The organism is Duganella sp. AC917 (assembly GCF_979258245.1).
In genome coordinates this window covers 3,129,317-3,154,031 of the sequence record NZ_OZ409848.1, presented here as the reverse complement: position 1 = coordinate 3,154,031, position 24,715 = coordinate 3,129,317, and the positions used below count along the sequence as shown (strand labels likewise).

Sequence of the window (24,715 nt, the reverse complement as noted above, 5' to 3'; positions counted from 1 at the left end):
AAGAGGGGAGGAGGGCATGCTTACGCGCGCTTGCCGCTCAGGCTCACCGGCCCCAGCGGATATTTGACGTCGTGCACATCGACCCATTCGGTGTAGGCGGCGCGCGCGCCGGGGAAGCCGATGGCGACCCAGGCCTTCATGTCCTTGTTGCCGCCGTACATGGGGTCGGCCAGGTAGCCGTTCTTGGTGTCGTCGAGCATCTGGCCGAAAAATTGCGAGGCTTTCAGCGACGGTTCGCCCAGGTCTGCAAAAACGATGGTGTTCTTTTGCAAACCGGTGAGCACGGCGTCGCGCTCGGCGGGCGCCAGTTGCTCGAACGGCTTGCGGTGCGTTTGCTGGCTGTATTGCTGGGCAAGCTTGATGCCGAGGCGATACATCTGCTGCGGCGTGTGGTTGTGCTGGAAGCCCAAGGTGGCGGCGGCGTCCTCCTTGTGCGGGCCGTCCATGTAGACTTCGCCGCCGATGCCGGCCTGCAGCTGCTGGTCGATGAAAACCGGCACGTTGGTCTCCAGCGCGCCCGGACCCTTGCCCTCGGCGGGGATCAGGCGGTCGCAGGCGGCCATGATGAAGCGCCATTCGTCGGCGCTGAAGAACACCGGCTGGTAGTGCTGCAGTTCGACGCCTTCCAGCCCGGCGGCACGGGCGCGGTAGGCGGGCATGGAAACGAGCGGAACAGCGGCGGCGGTGGCCATGAGCAGCGTCCGGCGTGAGAGATTAATTTTTGGCATGATTGGCTATCGAAAGATGGCTGAGGTTGCTATACGGTCGCAATTTACTACATTTATGAATATTACACAACGGAAATTTAGACCAGTAGACGGGGCCCGGTAAATGATTTAGGGAAATGTGCGCTGTTCTCCCTATCACAGCCGTTACGCTACGCAACAATTCGTTTGCGCAAGGGAGTCTGCTTTGGATATTCGTCAACTGGGCATGCCGATTGCCGGTGTTGGTCCTGAAAACTGGCTTGTCGCGGCCATCGCCTGCGTGGTCACCTTCGCCGCCATCCATGGCGCGCTGATGCTGCTGCGCCGCCGCTTGGCCCGGCTGGTCGACTCGGGCCGGGCCGAAAAGCCGGCCGCCGAACTGCTCGGCGCCACCTTGGCGCGCACCAGCAATTTGGCCGTCCTGCTGATTTCGGTGCTGGTGGGCCTGTCGTTGCTGGACTTGCCGCCGCCGTGGCACCAGCGCGTGCAAATCTTCTGGTTCATCGTGCTTGGCCTGCAGGTGACGCTGTACATCGACCGCGCCGTCAGCATCGGCACGCGGCGCTACTTCCGCCAGCATTCGGCCGACGAGTCGGCGCCCGACACGGTGGCCAATACGCTGATCGGCTGGGCCGTCAAGACGGTGCTGTGGGCGATCTTCGCGCTGGCCGTGCTGTCCAACCTGGGCATTAACATCACCACCTTCGTCGCCAGCTTGGGCATTGGCGGTATCGCCGTGGCGCTGGCCGCGCAGAACATCCTCGGCGACCTGTTCGCCTCGCTGGCGATCGCTATCGACAAGCCGTTCGAGGTGGGCGACGCCATCGCCGTGGCCGGCGTGTCCGGCTCGGTCGAGCATGTGGGGCTGAAGACCACACGCATCCGCGCCGACAGCGGCGAGCAGATCGTCATCTCCAACGCCGACCTGCTCAAGAACGTTGTGCGCAACTACAAGCGCATGTCGACCCGCCGCGTGCAGCTGTCGTTCCGCATCAACCCGGCCACGCCGGCGGCGCTGGCCGCCGTCATTCCGGCCGCCATCCGCCAGATCGTCGAGGCGCAGGACGAGGTGCGCTTCGACCGCGTCCATCTGAAGGGGGTGAGTCCGGAGGCGATCGAGTTCGAGCTGGTGTTCTTCATGCTGACGTCCGCCTATGGCACCTTCATGGACACGCAGCAGGCGGTGCTGCTGGCGGTGATGGAGAAGTTCGACCAGTTGAGCGTGGACACCGGCACGCCGGCGCACCATGTGATGATCGAGCACCAGCCGCGCGCCGTGGACGACGCGCCGCCGCGCAACGAGCTGGCCGAGTTCAACGGGCGTACGCACGGCAGCCGCTAGTCGGTGACGAAGAGTTCGCGGAACGCGCCACCGCTGAAGTAAATGACCTCGCAACTGGCCTCGCCGAAGCACAGGCTGATCGCCTCGTTGTCGAGTTTTACTGGGGTGCAGGGACCACCGTTGTGGCAGACCGGTGTGTAGCTGCCGGGCTTGACCAGCGACAGGCGCGGCGCATTGGGTCCGGTATCGATGAAGGTCTTGACGACCTTGCCGGGTTGGCCGCTGCCAGCTTCCGGGAAGACCAGCACGCCATATTGCTCGCCACGGCCTTTTTTGCCGTAGTGCGTGAGCATGGCGAGATCGCGCTTGCCTTCCTGCCGGAAGCTACCCAGCACAGGCAGCGACGTCGCCTGTTCATTGGCCGCGCGCGCAGCAACCGCCTCGGTGGTGGCGTTCGTGCCAGCGTCGGCAAGGGCCGCCACGGCCAGCAGGCATGCCAACAATGCGCGCGATAGCCAGCGTGTGGCGGCACGGCCGCGCAACGGTTGAGACATAGCTACTTCCTCCAGAGGTTATTGCTTTTAACGCAAGCTAGAGACCATGGTAGGTTTTTTTGCTACCGATGCCAATATAGAAATCATTACGATCCGGTAATGATCGTGCGACATCGGCTAAAAAAGTTTCCTGAAGCTGCTGATGCCGGCATCGTTATATAATCGTGTATATTGCGGTGGCTGAACTTAACGAAAAGGATATCTATGCGGGCTTTGAACATGATCATGGCGGCGATGCTAATGACGGCCTTCGCGACGGCTTCGGCCACCGACATCACGGTCTCGGCCGCCGCCAGCCTGACCAACGCCTTCAAGGAAGTCGGCGCCGCCTATGAGAAGGACAACGCCGGCGACAAGGTGCACTTTAACTTTGCCGCTTCCGATCCCCTGGTCCAGCAGATCAGCAAGGGCGCTCCCGTCGACGTGTTCGCCTCGGCCGACCAGGAAGCGATGGACAAGGCCGAGTCGCTGAAGCTGCTGGCGTCCGGTACCCGCCGCAATTTCGTCACCAACAGTCTGGTGCTGATCGCGCCGGCCAACAGCAAGCTGGCGCTCAAAGGCATCGCCGACTTGCAGCAGGCCGCCGTCACCCGCGTGACAATGGGCAATCCCGCCAGCGTGCCGGTCGGGCGCTACGCCAGGCAGGCATTGGAGCAGGCCAGGCTGTGGCCGGCGGTCGAGCCCAAGGCCATCTTCGGCACTTCGGTGCGTCAAAGCCTCGATTACGTGGCCCGTGGAGAAGTCGATGCCGGCTTCGTCTACGCGACCGACGCCATCGTCCAGAAAGACAAGGTGCGCGTGATCGCCAGCGTGCCGACGGCCACCCCGGTCAGCTATCCGATCGCCGTGATCGCCGCCGCGCCGCAGCCGGCCGCCGCACGCAAGTTCGCCGATTATGTGCTGAGCCCGGCGGCGCAGGCGATCCTGGCCCGCCACGGCTTCGGCCGGCCATAGCATCGGAGCCCCGTTGGACAGTTTTCTTGCAGAACCGGCGTGGGTCGCGCTGCGCCTGTCGCTGAAGGTGGCGTTGTGGGCCACGCTGATCGACCTGGTGCTGGGCGTCGCGCTGGGTTATCTGTTGGCGCGCAAGCGCTTCCCCGGGCGCGAGCTGCTCGACGCGTTGCTGACCTTGCCGATGGTGATGCCACCGACGGTGCTGGGTTACTACTTGCTTGTGGTGATAGGACGTGAAGGCGTGCTGGGATCATGGTTGCAGAACACTTTCGGCATCAACCTCATTTTCACCTGGCAGGCGGCGGTGATCGCGGCGGCGGTGGTGGCGTTTCCACTGGTGCTGAAGGGCGCGCGTGCGGCTTTCGAAGCGGTGGACGGCCAGCTTGAGCAGGCCGCGCAGGTGCTGGGCATCGCGCCGTTCGGCGTGTTTTTGCGCGTGACCTTGCCGCTGGCGTGGCGCGGCGTGCTCGGCGGCACGCTGCTGGCGTTCGCGCGTTCGATGGGCGAGTTCGGCGCGACCTTGATGGTCGCCGGCAGCATTCCCGGCAAGACGCAGACCTTGTCGATCGCCGTCTACGAGGCCGTCCAGGCGGGGCAGGACGACAGCGCGAATTTATTGGTCATCATCACGTCGGTGGTGTGCGTCACGGTGCTGATCGCCGCCAATAAACTGACGCCGAATCGCAATATCCGGGGCTGACCATGCAAATCAACGTCGACATCGTCAAAACCCTGCGTTCCGGCCCGCGCAGCTTCGAGTTAAATGCCCGCTTTGAATCGGCCAGCCAGCGTGTGGTGATCTACGGCCCGTCCGGCGCCGGCAAAAGCCAGTTGCTCAAAGCATTGGCCGGCCTGGTGACGCCTGATCGCGGCCATATCGCCTTGGCCGGGCGCTGCTTGTTCGACAGCGACAATGGCATCGATCTGGCACCGCAGCGGCGCCAGGTGGCCTATCTGTTCCAGGATTACGCGTTGTTCCCGCACCTGAATGTGCGTCAGAATATCGGCTTCGGGTTGCAGCGCGGCTGGCGCAATCCTTTGTCGCGTGTCGATGGCGAGACCATTCGCCATTGGCTGCGGGCATTTGAACTGGAGCATGTCGCGCATCAGTTCCCGCACGAATTGTCCGGCGGACAGCGCCAGCGCGTGGCGTTGGCGCGCGCGCTGGCGCCGCAGCCGACCGCGCTGTTGCTCGATGAACCGTTCGCGGCGCTCGATCCCGGTCTGCGCGGGCGCATGCGCGCCGAACTCGATGCGTTGCAGCGCAAGCTGGCGATACCGATGATTTTGATCACCCACGATCCCGAGGACGCCACCGCTTTCGGCGACCACGTGCTGCGCATGGAGCAGGGGCGCATTGTCGACGCGGAGCAACAGCTATGAAGCCGGCCATGGGACTGCAAGGCAACGTCTGGATGACCATCGACGGCAAGAAGCTGGGCGGGCACGAGCGCGTGGCGTTGCTGGCCGCGATCGCCTCGACCGGTTCGATCACCAGCGCGGCCAAGGCTGTGGGCATGAGTTACAAGGGCGCGTGGGACGCGATCGAGGCGATGAACAACCTGGCCGGCGAACCGTTGCTCGAGCGCGTAGCCGGCGGCAAGGGCGGCGGTGGCACGCGTTTGACCGCGCGCGGCGCGCAACTGGTGGAGAATTTCCGCAAGATCGACGAGGAGCATCGCAAGTTCGTCGCCCATCTGAGCGGCCAGTCGCATGCACTGGCCGACGATTTCCTGCTGATACAAAGGATGAAGATGAAAACCAGCGCGCGTAACCAGTTCAGCGGCAAGGTGGTCGATGTGAAGGCGGGCGCGGTCAACGACGAGATCACGCTGGAGATCGTCGGCGGCCAGCATATCGTCGCCACCATCACGCGCGACAGCAGCGACAGCTTGGGGCTGGCCATCGGCGTTGAAGCGTTTGCGTTGATCAAGGCGTCGTCGGTGATCGTGGTGACGCAGATGGGAGCGGCGCGTTTGTCGGCGCGCAACCAGTTGGCCGGCAAGGTCACGCGGTTGCAGGCCGGCGCCGTGAATACGGAGGTGAGCATCGCCTTGCGCGGCGGCGGTGTCATTGCCGCCATCGTCACCCGCGAAGGCGGCGAAGCGCTGGCGTTGCAAGTCGGCGGCGAGGCGACTGCTGTCTTCAAGGCATCAAGCGTTATCATCGGCACGCCCGGGTGATATCGCGCGATCAAAAATCATCCCGTTGTCCGCGTAGTCTGCATCATGTACGGCGGATTAGCGTAGCGTAATCCGCCATGCTTGCGCCGTCGGCGGTTCGTAGGGCGGATGACGGCTTCGCCGGATCCGCCCTAGGAACCGCTCTTTCCTCCCTGGCGGCTGCCTGTCTTGGCCGATTGTTCCGAGCCGGTGCCGTGCGACGTCCCGGCCGCCGTATTTTTTTCAGCATTGGCGCGCGCGGCGGACTGGCGGCTTTCACCTCCTTTGCGCCCGATCTGCGCCATATGTTCGCGGTCACGGCTGACCGTCTCGCCGCCTTTTTGGCCGGCGCGGCGGGCTTCTTCCGAGTCGAATTCGTGTGCCGTGCCTTTTTGGTGGGCGGCCTGGCCGCCCTTGCTGGCGATGGCGCGCTGGGTGGCTTCATCCATCGCCGCGAAGCCGCGCTTGGCGGTGCCTTTCGGCTTCGGCTGGTCGTTTCCTGAGTTATTACTATTACTTGCCATAACTTCCTCCTGATATATGTAGGGGTCGATAAACAGCGACGCGTTTCGCTGCTCTGCATGGTTAGAGGTGCAAGCGTGATGGAAGTTCCACATGGGCCTAGCCGATATACCGAACCGGTCAATGGCGCATCTGGCTGGCGAACGATCGTTCTAGTTTTACCGGATGGCCCCAGCCGTGCGACAATATCGGCCTTGTTATTGTTCCGTTGATATCGAAATCTACTGTGATGGCCATGACTAAACCCGACAATCCCGAATACATCCTGAGTTTTTCCTGCCACGACCAGCGCGGCATCGTTCATCGCGTTTCGGGTTTTCTGGCCGATCACGGCTGCAACATCATCGATTCGGCGCAGTTCGGCGACAGCGAGTCGCGCCTGTTCTTCATGCGCGTGCACTTCGCGCTGGAAGACAGCGCCATCGGCGACGAGCTGCTACGCGCCGATTTCGGCCTGCTGGCGGCCGAGATGCAATTGACGTTCGACATGCGCGACGCCCACTACAAGCCGCGCGTGATGCTGATGGTGTCGAAGATCGGCCATTGTCTGAACGATTTGCTGTTCCGCTATAAGAGCGGTCTGCTGCCGGTGGAGATTCCGGCGATCGTGTCGAACCACATGGATTTCTACCAGTTGGCGGCGAGCTACAACATTCCGTTCCACCACCTGCCGCTGGCCACCGGCGCGCCGCAGGAGGCCAAACTGGCCCAGGAAGCCAAGGTCATCGAGCTGATGGACACCCACAAGATCGACCTGGTGGTGCTGGCGCGTTACATGCAGATCCTGTCGCCGGGCCTGTGCACGGCGTTGAAAGGGAAGGCGATCAACATCCACCATTCCTTCCTGCCAAGCTTCAAGGGCGCCAAGCCGTACGCGCAGGCGCACCACCGCGGCGTCAAGCTGATCGGCGCGACCGCGCACTTCGTCACCGGCGATCTGGACGAAGGTCCGATCATCGAGCAGGACGTCGAGCGGGTCGACCATTCGATGGATGCCGAGACCCTGTCGGCCATCGGCCGCGACGTCGAGTGCGTGGTGCTGGCGCGCGCGGTGAAGTGGTTTGTCGAGCACCGCATTTTGCAAAACGGCGACAAGACTGTCGTCTTTAAATAACCAAGAGATTTATCGATGGCCCTCAAAGCAACAATTTACAAAGCCGACCTGCAGATCGCGGACATGGACCGCAATTTCTACGAGACCCAGTCGCTGACCCTGGCGCGCCACCCGTCCGAGACCGACGAGCGCATGATGGTGCGGCTGCTGGCGTTCGCGATCCACGCCAACGAGGCGCTGACCTTCACCAAGGGCTTGTTCGACGTCGAAGAGCCGGACATCTGGCAGAAGGATTTGACCGGCGCGATCCAGCTGTGGATCGAGGTCGGCCAGCCGGACGAGAAGGTGATCCTGAAGGCCAGCGGGCGTTCGGAGCACGTCTACGTATACAGTTACGCGGCCACCAGCCATATCTGGTGGAAGTCGCTGGCCAACAAGGTCGAGCGCTGCAAGAACCTGACGGTGATCAACCTGAACGCCGACGCCACCGAGCAGCTGGCCCGCATGGCCCAGCGCTCGATGCAGTTGCAATGCACGATCCAGGACGGCCAGATCTGGCTGACCGACGGCACCACCACGGTGGAAGTCGGCCGCGAGACCTTCAAGGCCGAGCGCTAGGGTTTCACCGCGGGCTTACCGCACCACCGCGCCACCCTTCATCACCCACTGGACCCGCTCCAGCACCGTCACATCCTTGAGCGGTTCGCCGTCGACGGCAATCATGTCGGCGAACTTGCCCGCCTCAATCGTTCCGATCCGGTCGCTCCAGCCCAGCAACTCGCTGGCGTTGACGGTGGCCGTGCGGATCGCCTGCGCCGGCGTCATTCCCAGCTTGACCAGCACGGCGAACTCGCGCGCGTTCAAGCCGTGCGGATAGACGGCGGCGTCGGTGCCGAACGCCACCGGCACGCCGGCCTTGATCGCGCGGCCGATATTGATGCGCGCCTGCGGCAACACCACCTTGGCTTTTTCCAGCAGCGGCTTGGGCAGCTTGATGGCCTCGGCGTTTTCGATCAGCCAGTCGCCCAGGTAGAGCGTCGGCACCAGCCAGGTCTTGTGCTCCTTCATCAGTTTGATGCCTTCGTCGTCGATGTAGGAACCGTGCTCGATCGAATCGACGCCGGCCAGCACCGCCAGCCGGATGCCTTCGCCACCGTGCGCGTGGGCGGCCGCCTTGCGCCCCAGCCGGTGGGCGTCGCCGATGATGGCTTTTAATTCTTCCAGCGTGTACTGCGAGGTGCGCGGGTCGTCGCCGAACGACAACACGCCGCCGGTGGCGCAAATCTTGATGACGTCCGAGCCGTACTTGATGTTGCGGCGGGTGACCTTGAGCGCTTCTTCGACGCCGTCGGCCACGCCCAGGCCGGTGATCTGGTATTGCGGCGCGTGCAAGGTGTCGTCGCAGTGGCCGCCGGTGATGCCCATGGCCGGGCCGGAGGCGGCGATGCGCGGTCCCGGCACGTCGCCGTCGTTGATGGCGTCGCGCAGGCCGATGTCGGTGTAGCCGTCGGCGCCGACGTCGCGCACGGCGGTGAAGCCGGCGTTGAGCGTGAGGCGGGCGTTCTTGGCGCCGGTCAGGGTCGAGCGCGGGATCGATTTGGCGACGATCGCGTAGCCGGCGTCCTGCGGGTCGCCGGTCAGGTGGGTGTGGCTGTCGATCAGGCCGGGCAGCAGGGTTTTGTTGCCCAGGTCGATGACTTTGGCGCCGGGCGGGATCGCCAGCTTGCTGCCGGCAGCCGTGATGCGCTCGCCGCTGACGAGGACCACGGCGTCGTCGATCAAGGTGCCCTTGCGCACGTCGACCATGTGGGCGGCTTTGATGGCGGTGACGGTGGCCGGGGTGGCCGGGGAGTCGGCAGCTGCGGCCGCTGCGGCGGAACTCAATAGGATGGCGGGCAGCGACAACAGCGCGAGGCGGACGGATGAGGCGATGACGTTCAAGTATTTCTCCCTGTGGTTGCGGTTTTTTTGAGGAGCGACAAAGCGGGCTCGCCAGCAAGCGTACTCGTCAATGATGTCAAACGCTACACTTTGTCGATGAAAAGTCACAGCGATATGTTGTATAAGCAGTTATTCGGGCATCCCGAGGTGGTCCGGGATCTGCTGACGGGCTTTGTTTCGGCGGAATGGACTGCATCGCTGGATGTCGGCGCGTTCGAGCGTCTCAACGCCAGCTACGCCAGCGAAAACGGCAAGACCCGCCACGAGGATATTGTGTGGCGCGCGAAAATCGGTGGCGACTGGGTGTACGTCTATTTGTTGCTGGAGTTTCAGGCACGCTCCGATCCATGGATGGCGCTGCGCATGCAGGTGTATGTCGGGCTGTTGTGCCAGGATCTGGTGGCCCAGCATCGCCTGACCCGGTACGGAAAGCTGCCGCCCGTCTTGCCCGTCGTGCTGTATCACGGCCGCAAGCCGTGGCGCGCGAGTACCGATTTGACCAAGCTGATGCTGCCGCCGCCGGAGGGCTTGGAACGTTTCCAGCCTAGCCAGCATTACTTGCTGATCGATCAGCATCGGAACCTTGGCGGGGACGGCGGGTCTAACGTGCTGGCGATTCTGTTCCGGTTGATGCGTTCGCGCACCGATGCGCAGATGCGCGACGCGTTGAGCGTTTTCGCGCAAAGAATGAAATCGCCGGATATGTTGCGTGCCCGCGATAGTTTGATGCGTTGGGTGCGAGCCGTGTTGCAGGACGAATTTTGCGAGACCGACTTTAGTTTTGAGGAGGGCCCGATCATGTTGTTTGACCAACGATTCAAGAAGTACGAGGACCTGCTGGAATATGAAGCGATCGAACGTGGTCGTGCCAGGGGAAAAGAGGAAGGGCGGCAGGAGGGGCGGGAGGAAGGCCGGCAAGAAGGCGCGCGTCTTGCTTTGCAAGGCGTCGTGCAGAGCTTGGTTAGCGACAGTCAGGGGATGCTGTCCACTGACCTCGGCGAGAGAATCCTCGCTGCCGACGAGGATGAATTGAGGGACTGGATTAAATCGCTGGCCTCTGGCGCCAAGCCCCGGCAACTATTTACCGGGCCTTGACGCTGATGTCGCGCTTACTGCGGCGCCGCGCCCAGGCGCTTGATGGTGCCGGAGCCGCGAATGTTCTGGCTCACCTTCGGATCGCCGTAGTAACCGATGTCGCCCGAGCCGGCCACGCTCAGGTTCAGCGACTTGCTCGCCGACACCGTCGCCTCGCCGGAGCCGCCGATGCTCACCACGGCGTCGCGCGACGCCAGCTTTGCCGCCTGCACCTCGCCCGAGCCGCCGATCGAGATCTGCAGGCGCTCGACGGCGCCGCCAACCTTGAGGTCGCCGCTGCCGCCCAGCGACACGGCCAGCGACTCGGCGCGCAGATCGCCCACATTGAGCTCGCCGGAACCGCCGATGTCGAATTGCATGCGCTCGACGTGCAGCTTGTCCGCCGCGACCGTGCCGGAACCGGCCACCGATACCCGTTCCAGCGTTCGCGCCATGACCACGATCTTCATGTTGCGCGTTTCCAGCGACATGTTTTTCTTGGCCGGGCGTATCCGCAAGGTGCCGTTTTCAACCACCGTTTCGACCAGCGCCTGCAGGTTGTCGTCGGTTTCCACAATGACGCCTTCGGTATTGCCCTGGCGGATTTCGACATTGCCGCTGACGCTGGTGGCGAAGGCGGTGAAATGGCCGACTTCCCGGTTCTGCTTGACGATCTTGCCGTTGCCCTGGACGCGGTCGCCGCCGACCCAGCTCAAGGGGCCTGCCAGCACCAGGTTGGCCGGGGCGGCCACGGCCAGCATGCCGGCGGCGAGGATCAGTACGCGCAGTGTGCTGCGAACGTTGGTGGTGGTCATGGTGTTCTCCTGGTTGGTCATCTTGAGTTTGGATACTACGCAACTGTGGTCGCGGGCGACACCGGGCTGCGACAGAATGCACGCTGGGCGGGCTGGAATGCGTTCCGCCGGGAATGTGCGGGCGGCCGAAGGCGGTGGGCGGCGGCCGACGGCGGTCGGGGTGGCGGCATGAGGTATCATTCGGCCTATCCCGCAAAACCCTCGCATCACCATCGCGACACCTATCTGGAATCACATGCTTATCATCACCATCAAACAGGGCAAGGAAAAGAGCTTGCTGGCCGGCGACCCCTGGATCTACCCCACCGCGATCGACAAGGTCGACGGCAAGCCGCAGGAAAAAATGAAGCCGGGCTCGACCGCGATCGTGCAAAGCTCCGCGCGCCAGTTCATCGGCCGCGCCGCCTACAACTCCAAGTCGCAGATCCGCGCCCGCATGTGGAGCTACAAGGAGGACGAACCGGTCGACCACGCAATGATGAAGCGCCGCGTCAAGGCCGCCGTCGCCAAGCGCGCGGCCGCCATCCGCGCCGCCGGCCCCAACGCGCTGGTGCCGGTGATCCTGGGCGAGGAAGACGGCCTGTCCGGACTACTGGTGCACGGCTGGGGCGGCGTCAACGGTTATTTGATCTGTCAGTTCCAGTCCGGCGGCGTCGACGCCTGGAAGGTGCCGATCGTGCAGGCGCTGCTGGCCGAGACCGGCTGCCCCAATGTCTACGAGCGTTGTGACGACCTGATCCGCAAAGGCGAGGGCTTGCCGCTGTTCTCCGGCGCGCTGGCCGGCGAGGAGCCGCCCGAACACGTACTGGTGCTTGAAGGCAATCAGCGTTACAGTATGGACTTATGCACCGGCTTCAAATATCCGAAGCTGAAGAGCTAGTTCCTATGCCCCGGAGAGCACTGTACAGATGGAAAATTACCTGTCGTCGCAAATACGCACGCTGACCTATATCGAGAACGAAGACCACCCGGTCTTCGGCACCCTGGTCCAACAGATCCTGCACCTGCTCAATTCCAAGCTGATTTTCAGCGACATCCTGATCCATCAAAACAGTCCGCTGTTGCTGCGCCAGCCCAAGGGGCTGGTGGCGGTGACCGATTCGCCGATCACGCGGGAAGAACTGGAAGAGTTTTTCGAAGTGGTCGAGCCGAACTGGTCCGAACGCATCCAGGACCGCGCCTTTGACCGAGCGGTCGACCTGCACACGGCGCGCATCCGCGCCAACTGTTTCACCTTCCAGGGCAAGAAGCGGCTCGGCTGCGTGATCCGCCGTTTCCCGAAGGAGCCGATGCCGCTCGACCAGCTGGGCCTGCGCCAGCACGAGCAGAACTTCGCCAAGCTCACCAGCGGCCTGGTGTTGATCATCGGCGACACTTGCCAGGGCAAGTCGACCACTATCGCCTCGATGCTCGACGAGATCAACAAGCACCGCTCCGGCCACATCATCACGATCGAAGACCCGGTCGAAACCTTGATTCCGCAGCGCCAGTGCGTCATTACGCAGCGCGAAGTCGGGTTTGACGGCGACGTCGAGAGCTTCTATCTTGGCGCGCTGGACGCGCTGCGCGAACGCCCCGACGTCATCGTCATCGGCGAGATCCGCGACGCCCAGACGGCGCAGGAGGCGCTGGCGCTGGCCGAATCCGGCCCGCTGGTGCTGGCCTCGCTGCACGCGCGCTCGACCGAACTGGGCTTGCAGAAGATGGTGCGGCTGCTGGGTAACTCCGAGGCGCAGTCGCAGGCGCTGGCACACGCCTTGCGCGGCGTGCTGTGCCAGGCGTTGCTGCCGTCGGTGCAAGGGGAGCGCTACTATCTCGCCACCGAATGCCTGACGTCCAATCCGGAGGTGGTCGACATGATCGCCGGCGGGCAGTTGTCGGCGTTGCGCGGCTGGATGGCCGGCAAAACCACCGAGGGCTGCCACACGATGAACGCCTCGCTGCGCGTGCTGCTGGCCGAGGGCAAGATCGGCGTCGACGACGCCCGCAACGCCACCACCGACCGCATCGGCTTTGCCGAGCACCATTAATCCAGCGGGATCGCCCGGTAGCGGTTGACCTCGTTGCCGTCGACCGCCGGGGCGTTGTTGCCCCATGCGCTGCGCAGGTAGGAGACCACTTGCGCCACCTCGTTGTCGTTCAGCACATGGCCGAACGGCGGCATGCTGTACGGACGCGGATTGCCGGCCGTGCCGGGCGCGAAGCCGCCGTTGAGCACGATGCGGATCGGGTTGACCGCCTGATGCATCGTCAGCGCCCGGTTGCCCGCCAGCGGCGGATAGCCCGGCGGCTTGCCGGCGCCATCGGCGCCATGGCACTCGGCGCAGTGCTGTTCGTACAGCTTGGCGCCGGCCGTCAGGAAGGCGGTCTCTTGCGGCCCTTTGGCGCGTTCGAATTCCACTTTGACGCCTTGCGCCGGCAACGCCCGCAGATACACCGCCATCGCGTTGATGTCGCTGTCGCTCAAGTGCTGCAAACTTTCCCTGACCACCTCCGCCATCGGTCCGAACACGGTGGCGCGCGGCGACACGCCGGTCTTCAGCAACGCCGTGATGTGCTCCGGTTTCCAATCGCCCAGTCCCGCTTCGGCATCGGCGTTCAGCGACGGTGCGTACCAGCCCAGCACCGGTATCAGGCCGCCCGACAGGCTGTCGCCGCTCGATCCGCTCACCGCGCCCAGCGCGTTGCGCGGGCTGTGGCAGGCGCTGCAATGTCCCAGACCTTGCACCAGGTAGGCGCCCCGGTTCCAGTCGACCGATTGCCCGGTCTCGGGACGGAACACGGCCGGCTTGAAGTACAGCGCGCGCCACGCGGCCAGCATGAATTGCTGGTTGTACGGAAAGCGCAACTCATGCGGCCGGTTGGCCTGGCTGACGGCCGCCACCGACTGGAAGTAGGCGTACAGCGCATCCGAGTCGTCGCGCGTGATGCGGGTGTAATTGGTGTAAGGGAAGGCCGGATACAGCAGCCGGCCGTCCTTCGATTTGCCGTTGTGCAGCGCAAGCCAGAAGTCGTCTGCGCTCCAGCCGCCGATGCCGGTCGCCTTGTCCGACGTGATGTTGGGCGAGATGACGCTGCCGAACGGTGTCTTGAGGGCGCGGCCGCCGGCGTATTGCTGGCCGCCGCGCGTGGTATGGCAAGCCATGCAGTCGCCGGCCCTGGCCAGATAGGCGCCACGGGCGATTTTTTCCGTCGGCGCCAGGTTGGCGGTGACGCTCGGCGGCGGGCCGGTATCGTCATCGGTGCGCAACAGCAAGAAGAGCACGCCGGCCACCGCCAGCGCAAGCACACCCGCGAGCGCAACCAGCACCTTTTTCATTGTCGTCGGTGCGCTCATTTGGCGCCGCCCGGCACGCTGCCGCATGGCAGCGGCAACGGCATGGCCAGACTGGCGGCGGCGGCCGGTCGCGCGGTGGCGTCCGGCGGCTGTTTGCTGATCCAGGCGGAAACGGCGGCCACGTCGGCCTCGCTCAGTTTGCCGGCGATATCGGCCATGCAGTCCGGCGCGGCGGCGTGGCGCACCTGGTTCTTCCAGGCGCCGAACTGCGCGTTGATGTAGTCGCTGGGCAAGCCCAGCAATCCCGGTATGGCCGGTTCGACGCCATAAAGCGCGGCGCCGTGGCAGCTGACGCAGGCGGGAATTTTCCTGGCCGGATCGCCATGGCGCACCAGCGCTTCGCCGCGCGCCAGACTGGCGGCGCCGGCGTTGGCGCCGCTGCCGGCCTGGGCGGGCGGGTAGGGCGGATGCTGGGCCGCAAAATAGTCGGCGATCTCGCGCAGGTAGGCGTCGGGCAGATGGTCGACCATGTAGGTCATCATGGGATAAGTGCGGCGACCCTGGCGGAAATTGATCAGCTGGTTGTACAGGTAGCCGGCCGGCTTGCCGGCGATACGCGGGAAGAAGGCGTCGCTGCGCTCCTTGGCGCCATGGCAGGCGATGCAGGCGGCCACCCGCTGCTCCAGCGTATCGGGCGGCGCCGCGTGGGCCGCAACGCAGCTGGCGGTCAGCAGCAACGCGGCAAGGCGCCGGCCGATTTCATTTCCTGACCTGTCGTGTTGCGGTGCCGCTGGTCGCATGCCGTGGTCTCCAATTTAATTTGCGCAAGTTCTTTCGGACGATTCTACTTTGATATGGTGGCGCCGTGCCATGTGTCATCCGGCGGAACTGGCGAACCCGGCGTCGGTAGATTTTACAACGAGCCGGCGCGCGCACCCCGCAGCTCCGCCAAGCCCATGATTCGACAGCAAATGCAGGCTGTGGCATGAAACCTGCGACGGTGAGCGCGTGTCTGCCCCGTGCGGATTCCTGTTTCCTGAGAAAGGACATCGTATGCGCGCCGCTCTATCGCTGCTGCTGGCATCCGGTTTATTTGCTGTCAGCATTCCCGGCAACGCCTTCTGTCCCAAAAATGGCTTTGTCTGTTACATCACCTCCAAGTCGGCCGGTAGTTTGACCCACCAGGACATCACCCAGCGCGGAATCGAAGAACTCGACAAGCGCTATTTCGCCGTGCCCAAGCTGACCGCGTCGATGCAGAAAGCGCTCGATCAAATGATCGAAGCCAACGCCAAGGTCGACGAAGACCAGACCAGCTCGGCCAAACATTTCGACGGCGAGAACGCCGCCGGCGCGCAACTGCGGCTGGCGACACTCAAGCAAAACGTCGTCGACGCGCTGCGCAGCGATCCGATCAACGCCACCGGCGCGCGCGAGAACCTCGGCAGCGCCTTGCACACGATCCAGGACTTCTACTCGCACAGCAACTGGATCGAGCTGGGCAACGGCAGCGCCCATCCCGGCGTCGGCCACCCCGGCTCGCTGTCGTTCGCCGGACCGGCGACGTCGACCTGCTCCGGCTTTACCGATACCGGCATGAGTTGCGCCAACTCGTCCAATTTGATCGGCACCTTGCTCACCAGCGGTTATTACGGTGGCGAAGACCGCGTCAAACCCGGCGCCTTCAAATGCAGCCACGGCGGCCCGCTGGACAAGAGTTCGCCGTCCAGCGATCCGATCGGTTACTTCCGCGAAGGCATTAACAAAGATACGCTGTATTGCGACATTTCGCCGCACAGCACTTATCACAACACGGCCGCCGCCGCCGCCATCGCCGGCACCCAGCAGTTCATCGAGGACATCAAGGCCGAGATCACGCCGGCCCAGCTCAGGGCGCTGCTCGGCGCCGGGCCGACGTTGGCGTTTGCGATCGACACCACCGGCAGCATGGGCGGCATCATCGCCGACGTGCTGGCGTCCGCCACCAGCATCGTCGACGCGCGCGTCGGCACCGACGAGGAACCGTTGCAGTATGTGCTGGCGCCGTTCAACGATCCATTCACCGGTCCCACCAGCGCCACCAACGACGCGACCCTGTTCAAGTCGCTCATCGGCGGCTTGTTCGCCTCGGGCGGCGGCGACTGCCCCGAGATGGCGATGACCGGCATCTACAACGGTCTGTCGCTGGCCGATCCCGGCGGCGACCTGTTCATGTACACCGACGCCACCGCCAAGGACGCCGGGCTGGCGGGCGCCGTGATCAGCCTGGCCAAGAGCAAGGAAATCAAGATTTATCCGATGCTGTTCGGCAGTTGCTCACCGCTGACGCCGGGCTACCTGCAGGCGGCGACGGAAACCGGCGGCCAGGTCTTCTTCCTGTCGGGCAGCGAAGCGGGCACCGTCACCCAGTTGAGCGATCTGGTCGGCCGCAACAACGTGGTGCAGATACTATCGGCGGTCGATACCTACACCACCGCCAAAAGCTACACGGTGCCGGTCGACGGCAGCCTGACGCGCTTGACGGTGGCCGTCAGCGGCACGCTGGCCAACGTGCAACCGACGGTCACGTTGACGCGGCCCGATGGCGCCGTCATCACCAGCGCGACCGCCACCAAGTATCTGAGTTTGTCGAGCGGTGTCATCATCTCCATCGACAATCCGCCGCGCGGCGCATGGACCTTGTCGGTCGGCGGCTCGCCCGACCAGACCTACGTCAATGTCAACGGCATCGCCGATCTAGCGTTCAATTCGTTCAAGCTGGCCCGCTTCGGCGCAATGGCGCCGCACCAGGGCTTGCTGACGATCGATGGCGAGCCGGGCCCCGGCCAGGCGCTGTATGCGATCGCCGCGATGACCGGCATCGCCAGCGCGCCGCAGTTCCAGCTGCGCCGCAAGAACTTCGAGGCGATGTCGCCGCTCGCGCTGGAGCAGGACCAGACCGACAACGGTAAATTCTTCGGCGCGTTGACGGTGCCGAACCAGCCGTTCGTGGTCTACGCTTCCGGCACCGATCCGTCGGGCTTCCCGTACCAGCGCCTGGTGAGCGTGATGGTGACGCCGCAAACCGTGTCGGTCACGCCGCCGTCGCGCCAGGATCTGCGTCCCGGCGTCAGCACCGCGCTGGTGTACCAAGTCCGCAACGATGGCCCGGCCGACACCTTCACGATCAGCGCCACCGATGACCAGCGTTACATCACGTCGGTGTCGCCGGCCACGCTGTCGCTGGCCAACGGCGCCAGTGCCAATGTCACGGTGACGCTGACGCCGCCGGCGGGCGTGCGCATCGGCAGCTCGGACAGCCTGACCGTCACCGCCCAAAGCAACAGCGTCGCCACGCTCCACAACAGCGCCTCGATCACGGTGTTCGTCACCGGCGTCGCGCAGTTGCCGGGGCGGCCGGACTTCCTGGCCGAAATCGTCGGCCAGGAAACGGTGGCGCCCGGCGTCGTCGGGCTGGACGTGCGCTTTACCAATACCGGCGTCGGCACGGCGCGCGGCATGACCCTGGGCTCGGTAACGCCGCGCACGCTGGCCGGCACCGGGAACGTCACGCTGAACACGGCCCTGTCGCCGGCGCTGCCATTCGTGGTGCCGAATGTCGACGTCGGCAGTTTCTTCACTGTGCGGCTGACGTTCAACGTGCCATCGACCGTGAAGCGTTTCACCGTCAGCGAGGGCGGCAACGTCACCGATCTGGCCGGCGTGCTGCACGGCTACTCGCAAGCGCAATCCGTGATTCCGAAATAAGGAGCGACCGTCATGAATATCCGATCTGTGCGGGCCGCATTGGCCTTCTGTTTGAGCTTGTCCTTGACCGTGTTCGCGCCCTTGGGGGCGCAGGCGCTGCCGTTCACCTTCACCTTCACGGCATCGCCGGCCAGCGGGGTGGTGGCCGGGCTGCCCGGGCAAACCGTCGGTTGGGGCTACGAGTTGGTCAACACCGACACCAGCAACTGGTTCGTGCCGACCCAGCTGAACGCGTCGTCGTTCAGCATCGGCTCGCCGGACGCCAGCTACTTCGATTTCCCCATCCTGGCGCCGGGCGCCGAGGTCGATGCGCTGTTCGACGAGCTGATGCACACCGGCCTGTATGGCGTGCAGTTGTTCTCGTTCGCGCTGCCGGGGCAAAGCGACAGTGGTTACTTCACGCTTTCGGGCGAGTGGTGGAGCGGCGATCCGCTGGCAGGTGGCGCCTTCCTGCAAACGGCCGACGCGCTGCAAGTGCCGCTGACGCTGCAAGTCGGCGGCGCCGTCGCGGTGCCGCTGCCGGGTACGCTGTCGTTGCTGGCGCCGGGTCTGCTGTTACTGTTCGCGGGCCAGCGCCGCCGCCAGAAAGCGTCGCAGATCGGCCTCGGTCGACGCTGACGGCGTGGTGGGCTGCAGCTGCATGTAGCGACCGGGGCCGGTGCGGCCCAGCAGTTCAAAACGCTTGCCGGCGTAGTTGGTCGGTCGCACCTGCAACGCCGTCAGCCGCGCGCCGGCGCCGTCCGCCGCGATATGGATGATGAACTGGCAGCTGTATTGACGCCCTTCGGCATTCCAGTAGTAGTCGATGTCGGGGGCGATCAGCACGTCGTGCTGGCGTTGCGATGCGGGCAGGGCGAGCCAGGCTGCGAGCGCCGGCGCCGGCGCCGGCGGCGCGGCGGCGAGATCGGCGTCCGGCGGGAACAATGGGGCGCCGAAGGGCAGGGCGATACGGTAGCGCCGATGCTCCTCGCGCTGCGGCGCGATTCCCTGCACCGCGCGCAGGATGGCTTGCTGTGCCTGTGGCGGCGTCAACGGTACGGTGAGCGGCGCCGGCGTCACGCCGAGGGCGGCGGGAGACATAAACAGCACGCCGCAACAGGCCGCGCCCAGGCGCCGTATCCAGTTTGCGTGCCGTATCGTCATCAAGGTCCCCCGTGGAGATACTTTAACGCGTGGCCTCAGTCTTTGGGCGGGCGCGGCAACTTGACCGGCCGCAACGGCGGCAGCTTGCCGCCGTTGGCGATCCAGTGACGGTACACGCGCAGCGCCACCTGGGCGTCGTCGGCGGCGTACAGGATCTGCTTGTCGTTCAGGCGCGGCAGCGCCCAGTTGGTCGTGGAAATCTTCTTGGATTTTTGCAGCTTCTGGCCGAAGAACTTGGCCACCGCCGTCTTGGCGCCGAGGTCGTTGCGCTGGCCGGGCGTGCGCAGCGCAACCGACAGGTCGACCACGCCGGCGGCGCGGATCGCCAGCTTGGCGTGCAAGCGTTTGACGTCGTCGGACAGGCCGAAGCCGATCTTCAGCGGCGCCGGCTGTTCAAGGATGGCTTGCAGCAGTTCGAGCGTGTGCGCCGGCGTGCTGCTGCCGATCTGGAACAGATAAGCCTTGTCGTCGGTGGAGAATTGGATCAGGTGGGGACCGGTCGACGTCTCGCCTTTGACGAATGTCGGCTTGGACTCGGTGTCGAAGCCGACGGCGTCGGCCGCCAGCAGGGCGGCGCGCGCGGCAAGCGCATGTTCCGGCGTGGTCACCAGCTGCACATCGGTGATCCGCAAGCCGACGTAGGGCGGAAGCTCGGCCTCCGGCGTCGGTCGCGCGGTATGCGACTCGGCCAACTTAACCCTTACGCGAGAATTTCGCGGTCAGCTGGTTCAGCTTGTCGGCGCGCACGCGGGCCGCTTCTTCGGCTGCCGCCGCATCGCGCTCGGCCTTCTTGCGTTCGGCTTCTTTCTTGAAGCGTTCCTGCAAGACCTGGGTAGCGTGGGCGCGGTGGGTGTCGGTGACTTCGGCGCCGGGCGTGCCGTCGAGGTCGTGGCGCACCTTGGCTTTTTCCATCACTTTCAGGTAGCGCAGCGAACCGGTGTGGATGCCGAGCGCCGAGCGCATCGTCTTGCGGTCGAGCTCGGGCATGATCGCCAGGATCTGCTTGTCGATACCGATCGACAGCGGCAGAAAATCGCGGAACGCCGGGAATTGGGTTTGCAGCTGTTTCAACAGGGTGCGCGGGGTCGGGGCCGCAGTGGCCGGAGCGGATGCGGCTGGCTCGGTCGCCAAAGGCTGAGGGGTAAGGCTAGTGTTCATCGACTTCGTAGGTTAAGCAAGAGGCGCCAGCATATCATGCGTCCCCCCGGATTGCTGTGTGTTTTAGTCTACCGTGCCGGTTTGCTCACACTCCGGCCAACGGGAGATGGACGACAGGTGCGGCGCGCCGCTAAAACGTGTATAATGCTTGACGCACCAATTGCAGGGCGGTGTGTTTCAGTTTGGTACAGGATGCGATCGGTCTGGACACGGGCGTGTGCCCTTGTTATATGGTTTTAGGATGTCGGATATGTGATTTATTCATTATCCTGATGTCTCGCTATACGGCATACTTTGCCCTCTCCTCATTCTTCACTGAAAAGAGAAACAAGCCCGTCGTTGGAAACGGGCTTTTTTTATTCCGCAGATAATCGTCAGCAAAATTACAACATTTCCATCCATGCGCACTGGTAACGGTCGGCGCGGGCTATGGTATTTTGTATTTTCTGGCGAATACGCATTGAGAGACTTTTAATGACAAAAACGCCGAAAACTTTAACGTTGTCCGTCAAGGCCGCCCGCACCAGCTCCGCTCCGCTGGTCGTGCCAAAGACGACTCTATCCTATGTCATCGATAATGCGCAAGAGGCAGCGAGCAAAGTAACGGTAGTCAAGAAGAAAACGCGCCTGAGCGCCGCAGCCGAAGCAGCCCAGGCCGAAGCGCAGGTCGCTGTCGAGTCGCCGGTCAAGACCGTCAAGGTGGCGCGCAAGGGCGCGCTCGCCGGCGCCGTCGCGGCCGACGAGCCGGTCGCCGACACGGTCGTGGTCAAGACCGCGCCGAAATCGAAACTGGTCAAGGCCGTCAAGGTCGAGCCGGCGCCGGTGACCATCGTCACCGCCGGTCCTGCCGTCAGCCAGGTCACCGACGCCGCCACCCTGGCGTCGATCGACACCTCCGGCTATCTGCTGCCGAGCGTCAAGGTGCCTGGCCGCCGTGGCCGCAAGCCATCCGAATTTACGCCTGAGAACGACGAAGTGGCGGCGTTGAACGCCGTCGAGCGCGCCGAACTGAAGGCGGTGTCGAAGGCGCGCGAGCGCAAAGCCAAGGGCGGCGCCGCCGACATGCTGGGCATGGACCCGAAAAGCTCGGCCGAGGACCTGGAGCGCCGCCGCAACCAGATCAAGAACCTGATCAACATGGGCAAGGAGCGCGGCTTCCTGACCTACGCCGAGATCAACGACCAGTTGCCGGAAAACATCGTCGATCCGGAAGCGATCGAAGGCATCATCGCGACCTTCAACGACATGGGCATCGCCATCTACGAGCGCGCCCCGGACGCCGAATCGTTGCTGCTGACCGACAGCGTGGCCACCGTCACCTCCGACGACGAAGTGGAAGCGGCCGCCGCGACCGCGCTGTCGACGGTCGACTCCGACTTCGGCCGCACCACCGACCCGGTCCGCATGTATATGCGTGAGATGGGCGCCGTGGCGCTGCTGACGCGCGAAGGCGAGATCGAGATCGCCAAGCGCATCGAAGGCGGTTTGAAGGACATGATCCAGGCCATCTCGGCCTGCCCGACCACGATCGCCGAGATCGTCGCGCTGGCCCGCAAGATCGAAGCGGACGAGCTGAAAGTAGACGAAGTGGTGGACGGCTTTGTCGACCTGAACGAAGCGAACAACGCACCGGCCGTGGCCGCCGCGCCTGCCGCGCCGTCGGAAGATGACGACGAAGAGGAAGAAGAAGTCGAGGAAGAGGACGGCGACGCCAATGGTGGCGCGGCCGGCTTCTCGACCGAGCAACTGGCGCAGCTGAAAAAAGCCGCGCTGGAAAAGTTCGACGTCATCTCGACCCAGTACGACAAGATGCGCAAGGCCGCCGGCGGCTATGGTTCCAAGGCATATGTCGCCGCGCAGGAAGCCATCTCGGCCGAACTGCTGGGCATCCGCTTCACCGCCAAGGTCGTCGAGAAGCTGTGCGACACGCTGCGCGGCCAGATGGAAGAAGTGCGCCACATCGAGCGCGCCGTGCTGGAACTGTGCGTGAACAAATGCGGCATGCCGCGCGCCCACTTCATCAAGGTGTTCCCGGGTAACGAAACGGACCTGGACTGGGTCGACGGCGAAGTCGATTCGGCTTATCCGTACAGCGCCATCCTGGGCCGTAACGTGCCGGCCGTCAAAGAACTGCAAAAGAAAATGATCGACCTGCAAGCCCGCGTGGCGCTGCCGCTGGCCGACCTGCGCAAGATCAACAAGCAGATGGCCGCCGGTGAAAAACGCGCGCGCCAGGCCAAGCGTGAAATGACGGTCGCCAACTTGCGTCTGGTGATTTCGATCGCCAAGAAGTATATCAACCGCGGTTTGCAATTCCTCGATCTGATCCAGGAAGGCAATATCGGTCTGTTGAAGGCCGTCGACAAGTTCGAATACCGTCGCGGCTACAAGTTCTCGACGTACGCGACCTGGTGGATTCGCCAGGCCATCACCCGTTCGATCGCCGACATGGCCCGCACCATCCGCGTGCCGGTGCACATGATCGAAACGATCAACAAGATGAACCGTATCTCGCGTCAGATCATGCAGGAAACCGGCAGCGAGCCGGACCTGGCGACGTTGGCCGTCAAGATGGAAATGCCGGAAAACAAAGTGCGCGAAATCATGAAGATCGCCAAAGAGCCGATCTCGATGGAAACGCCGATGGGCGAGGACGGCGATTCGCAGCTGGGCGACTTCATCGAGGACAACACCACGTTGGCCCCGCTGGATGCCGCGCTGCACGCGTCGATGCGCAACGTCATCAAGGAAGTGCTGGACTCGCTGACCCCGCGCGAAGCGAAAGTGCTGCGCATGCGTTACGGCGTGGAAATGTCGAACGACCACACGCTGGAAGAAGTGGGCAAGCAGTTCGACGTGACGCGCGAGCGTATCCGCCAGATCGAGGCGAAGGCCATGAGCAAGCTGCGCCAGCCGTCGCGTTCGGACAAGCTGAAGACGTTCCTGACGCAGAACTAAGGTTCAAACCACATCACGCTAGCAAACAGAAGGGAGGCCATGTGCCTCCCTTTTTTTTCGCGCAGCCAATGCCTGCGTTTCGACGGCGCATGGATTGGCGGATTACGGCGTTCCGCCTAATCCGTCCTGCGTGTGTCCGCAGAATTTAATGTGCTCGCGGCCGCTTCAGCCATCGCCCGATATCCGCGATCGTTCGGGTGCAAATGGTCGCCGCTGTCGAAGGCCGCCAACAACTTCGACGGCTGCTCCGGGTCGCGCAGCATCTTGTCGAAATCGACCACCGCGTCGAACTCGCCGGAGCCGCGTATCCACGTATTGACCTCCTGCCGCTTTGCCTCCGCCGCCTCGGAATGCACGAACGGCTTGCCGACGCCGCCATACGGCAGCAACGTCCCGCCGCAGATTTTCACGCCTTGCGCGTGCGCCCGCCGTATCAACGTCTGCATGCCCTCGATAATCTGCCGCGCCGACACCTGCTCGGCGGGCGACGCCAGCATATCGCCCGCGCTGATGTCGTTGATTCCTTCGTGCAGCACGATCCAGCGCACGCCGGGCTTGTCCAGCGCATCGCGCTGAAACCGCGCCAGCGCGCTCGGCCCGACGAACGGTTTGCTTGGCCCATTCAGCAGCCGGTTGCCGGCGATGCCCGCGTTGACGACGGCCATGGACGACTTCGTCAATCGCTCGGCAAGCAGGTCCGGCCAGCGCGCGTTGGCGTCCTCCTTCGACCCGATGCCGTCGGCGATCGAGTCGCCCACCACCACGATGGCCTGCGCATTCCCGTCGGCGGCCACTTGCACATCGGTGAGGAAATAGCGGCTGTCGTCGGTTTCGGTCCCGGAGAAGCTGATCGCGGCGGTCGCATCGGCGCCGCGTTCGATGTACGCGGTCTGCATGCCGGCGCCGTGGAGGGTGGCGGCGCCCGCGCCGTCGGGCAGGTACAAGCTGACCGCCAGTTCGCGCAGCGGCGCCACCTGCATGTCGAGCGCGTCGCTCAGGACGCTGTCGCCGGCGGCGATGGTGACCGCCGGGCGGCCGTTGAACGTCAGCGCGCGATCGCTGCCCGGTTCGATGGCCGAACCGGCGGTACGCAACGCCACATGCACGGGGCCGATGCCGACGGCGCCGGCACCGTGCAGATTGGACAGGCGCACGCGTACGCTGCCGCCGCCGACGCTGGTGCGCACGATCTGGCGGATGGTCTGGGCTGGCAGCGCGGGGCCCGCGCTGTCGGGCGCGGCTGTCCAGGTCGTGATCCAGTTGGTGGTCGCCGCCGAGCTGGCCGGGGCACAGCTCCCGGCCAGGGTGAGCGCCAGCGCGAGCAGTGCGGCGGTGAAGCGTGGACAGGCAAGTTTCATCGAACGGTT

At 64.2% G+C, this 24,715-nt stretch carries 24 protein-coding genes; 13 read left to right on the top strand and 11 right to left on the bottom strand.

Going from position 1 to position 24,715, the window contains the following annotated elements; all coding sequences use genetic code 11:
• Positions 1-20 precede the first annotated feature (20 nt).
• Positions 21-728 carry a gluconate 2-dehydrogenase subunit 3 family protein gene (locus tag ACZ0BA_RS13620; RefSeq protein WP_463451799.1) on the bottom strand — a complete coding sequence of 236 codons (708 nt, stop codon included), beginning with the start codon at positions 726-728 and terminating at the stop codon, positions 21-23.
• 184 nt (positions 729-912) lie between these two features.
• Here ACZ0BA_RS13620 and ACZ0BA_RS13615 point away from each other — a divergent pair, with 184 nt between their 5' ends.
• A complete protein-coding gene (locus ACZ0BA_RS13615) occupies positions 913-2,049 on the top strand; it encodes a mechanosensitive ion channel family protein (protein WP_463451798.1) in 1,137 nt (378 codons plus the stop codon).
• Here ACZ0BA_RS13615 and ACZ0BA_RS13610 read toward each other — a convergent pair.
• On the bottom strand, positions 2,046-2,543 hold the full coding sequence (locus tag ACZ0BA_RS13610; protein ID WP_463451797.1) for a hypothetical protein: 498 nt from the start codon (positions 2,541-2,543) through the stop codon (positions 2,046-2,048). The two genes, ACZ0BA_RS13615 and ACZ0BA_RS13610, sit on opposite strands and share 4 nt — an antisense overlap.
• A gap of 204 nt (positions 2,544-2,747) precedes the next feature.
• Here ACZ0BA_RS13610 and modA point away from each other — a divergent pair, with 204 nt between their 5' ends.
• The 4 genes from modA to ACZ0BA_RS13590 are packed head-to-tail and all read left to right on the top strand — an operon-like array spanning position 2,748 to position 5,680.
• Positions 2,748-3,497, top strand: coding sequence for a molybdate ABC transporter substrate-binding protein (modA, locus tag ACZ0BA_RS13605; protein ID WP_463451796.1), 750 nt, complete (start codon positions 2,748-2,750; stop codon positions 3,495-3,497).
• A 13-nt stretch (positions 3,498-3,510) separates the two neighbouring features.
• Positions 3,511-4,197, top strand: a complete 687-nt coding sequence (modB, locus tag ACZ0BA_RS13600; RefSeq protein WP_463451795.1) for a molybdate ABC transporter permease subunit — start codon at positions 3,511-3,513, stop codon at positions 4,195-4,197.
• Positions 4,198-4,199: 2 nt separating this feature from the next.
• Positions 4,200-4,880, top strand: a complete 681-nt coding sequence (locus ACZ0BA_RS13595) for an ABC transporter ATP-binding protein (protein WP_463451794.1) — start codon at positions 4,200-4,202, stop codon at positions 4,878-4,880.
• Complete coding sequence (locus ACZ0BA_RS13590; protein WP_463451793.1) at positions 4,877-5,680, top strand: TOBE domain-containing protein; 804 nt, start codon at positions 4,877-4,879, stop codon at positions 5,678-5,680. Before ACZ0BA_RS13595 ends, ACZ0BA_RS13590 begins: the two co-directional genes overlap by 4 nt.
• 131 nt (positions 5,681-5,811) lie before the next feature.
• On the opposite strand, the gene ACZ0BA_RS13585 is transcribed toward ACZ0BA_RS13590, so the two are convergent.
• Complete coding sequence (locus ACZ0BA_RS13585) at positions 5,812-6,183, bottom strand: KGG domain-containing protein (RefSeq protein WP_463451792.1); 372 nt, start codon at positions 6,181-6,183, stop codon at positions 5,812-5,814.
• A 233-nt stretch (positions 6,184-6,416) separates the two neighbouring features.
• Between ACZ0BA_RS13585 and purU the strand changes: the two genes are divergently transcribed.
• Complete coding sequence (gene purU, locus ACZ0BA_RS13580) at positions 6,417-7,295, top strand: formyltetrahydrofolate deformylase (RefSeq protein WP_463451791.1); 879 nt, start codon at positions 6,417-6,419, stop codon at positions 7,293-7,295.
• A gap of 15 nt (positions 7,296-7,310) precedes the next feature.
• Positions 7,311-7,853 carry a YaeQ family protein gene (locus tag ACZ0BA_RS13575; protein ID WP_463451790.1) on the top strand — a complete coding sequence of 181 codons (543 nt, stop codon included), beginning with the start codon at positions 7,311-7,313 and terminating at the stop codon, positions 7,851-7,853.
• Between the two features lie 15 nt (positions 7,854-7,868).
• Here ACZ0BA_RS13575 and ACZ0BA_RS13570 read toward each other — a convergent pair whose 3' ends face one another.
• Entirely contained in the window at positions 7,869-9,176 is a 1,308-nt protein-coding gene (locus ACZ0BA_RS13570) for a Xaa-Pro dipeptidase (RefSeq protein ID WP_463451789.1), read from the bottom strand.
• A 96-nt stretch (positions 9,177-9,272) separates the two neighbouring features.
• Here ACZ0BA_RS13570 and ACZ0BA_RS13565 point away from each other — a divergent pair, with 96 nt between their 5' ends.
• On the top strand, positions 9,273-10,271 hold the full coding sequence (locus ACZ0BA_RS13565; RefSeq protein WP_463451788.1) for an Rpn family recombination-promoting nuclease/putative transposase: 999 nt from the start codon (positions 9,273-9,275) through the stop codon (positions 10,269-10,271).
• Positions 10,272-10,285: 14 nt separating this feature from the next.
• Here ACZ0BA_RS13565 and ACZ0BA_RS13560 read toward each other — a convergent pair whose 3' ends face one another.
• Complete coding sequence (locus tag ACZ0BA_RS13560; protein WP_463451787.1) at positions 10,286-11,245, bottom strand: head GIN domain-containing protein; 960 nt, start codon at positions 11,243-11,245, stop codon at positions 10,286-10,288.
• 55 nt (positions 11,246-11,300) lie between these two features.
• On the opposite strand from ACZ0BA_RS13560, the gene ACZ0BA_RS13555 reads away from it, so the two are divergent.
• Both ACZ0BA_RS13555 and ACZ0BA_RS13550 read left to right on the top strand, forming a co-directional pair.
• The gene (locus ACZ0BA_RS13555; protein WP_463451786.1) at positions 11,301-11,945 is read left to right on the top strand and encodes an SAM-dependent methyltransferase; all 645 of its coding nucleotides are present in this window, start codon (positions 11,301-11,303) and stop codon (positions 11,943-11,945) included.
• A gap of 28 nt (positions 11,946-11,973) precedes the next feature.
• Positions 11,974-13,095, top strand: a complete 1,122-nt coding sequence (locus ACZ0BA_RS13550) for a type IV pilus twitching motility protein PilT (RefSeq protein WP_463451785.1) — start codon at positions 11,974-11,976, stop codon at positions 13,093-13,095.
• Here the strand turns inward: ACZ0BA_RS13550 and ACZ0BA_RS13545 are convergent.
• Positions 13,092-14,384, bottom strand: a complete 1,293-nt coding sequence (locus tag ACZ0BA_RS13545; RefSeq protein ID WP_463454750.1) for a c-type cytochrome — start codon at positions 14,382-14,384, stop codon at positions 13,092-13,094. The genes ACZ0BA_RS13550 and ACZ0BA_RS13545 overlap by 4 nt on opposite strands.
• 14 nt (positions 14,385-14,398) lie before the next feature.
• Positions 14,399-15,142, bottom strand: a complete 744-nt coding sequence (locus ACZ0BA_RS13540) for a c-type cytochrome (protein WP_463451784.1) — start codon at positions 15,140-15,142, stop codon at positions 14,399-14,401.
• Positions 15,143-15,395: 253 nt separating this feature from the next.
• Here ACZ0BA_RS13540 and ACZ0BA_RS13535 point away from each other — a divergent pair, with 253 nt between their 5' ends.
• A complete protein-coding gene (locus ACZ0BA_RS13535) occupies positions 15,396-18,089 on the top strand; it encodes a hypothetical protein (RefSeq protein WP_463451783.1) in 2,694 nt (897 codons plus the stop codon).
• 12 nt (positions 18,090-18,101) lie between these two features.
• Complete coding sequence (locus ACZ0BA_RS13530) at positions 18,102-18,707, top strand: hypothetical protein (RefSeq protein ID WP_463451782.1); 606 nt, start codon at positions 18,102-18,104, stop codon at positions 18,705-18,707.
• Here ACZ0BA_RS13530 and ACZ0BA_RS13525 read toward each other — a convergent pair.
• From ACZ0BA_RS13525 to ACZ0BA_RS13515, 3 genes are read right to left on the bottom strand one after another with little or no spacing between them, the layout of a single operon-like run.
• Positions 18,645-19,232: a hypothetical protein gene (locus ACZ0BA_RS13525; RefSeq protein WP_463451781.1), complete on the bottom strand. Its 588-nt coding sequence runs from the start codon at positions 19,230-19,232 to the stop codon at positions 18,645-18,647. The genes ACZ0BA_RS13530 and ACZ0BA_RS13525 overlap by 63 nt on opposite strands.
• A gap of 35 nt (positions 19,233-19,267) precedes the next feature.
• Positions 19,268-19,924 (bottom strand): 3'-5' exonuclease, encoded by a 657-nt coding sequence (locus ACZ0BA_RS13520; protein ID WP_463451780.1) that lies wholly within the window; start codon positions 19,922-19,924, stop codon positions 19,268-19,270.
• Position 19,925: 1 nt separating this feature from the next.
• Positions 19,926-20,390 (bottom strand): ProQ/FINO family protein, encoded by a 465-nt coding sequence (locus tag ACZ0BA_RS13515; protein WP_463451779.1) that lies wholly within the window; start codon positions 20,388-20,390, stop codon positions 19,926-19,928.
• Between the two features lie 474 nt (positions 20,391-20,864).
• Between ACZ0BA_RS13515 and rpoD the strand changes: the two genes are divergently transcribed.
• On the top strand, positions 20,865-23,348 hold the full coding sequence (rpoD, locus tag ACZ0BA_RS13510) for an RNA polymerase sigma factor RpoD (protein ID WP_463451778.1): 2,484 nt from the start codon (positions 20,865-20,867) through the stop codon (positions 23,346-23,348).
• 116 nt (positions 23,349-23,464) lie between these two features.
• Here rpoD and ACZ0BA_RS13505 read toward each other — a convergent pair whose 3' ends face one another.
• Positions 23,465-24,706 (bottom strand): SGNH/GDSL hydrolase family protein, encoded by a 1,242-nt coding sequence (locus tag ACZ0BA_RS13505; protein WP_463451777.1) that lies wholly within the window; start codon positions 24,704-24,706, stop codon positions 23,465-23,467.
• Positions 24,707-24,715: the final 9 nt, after the last annotated feature.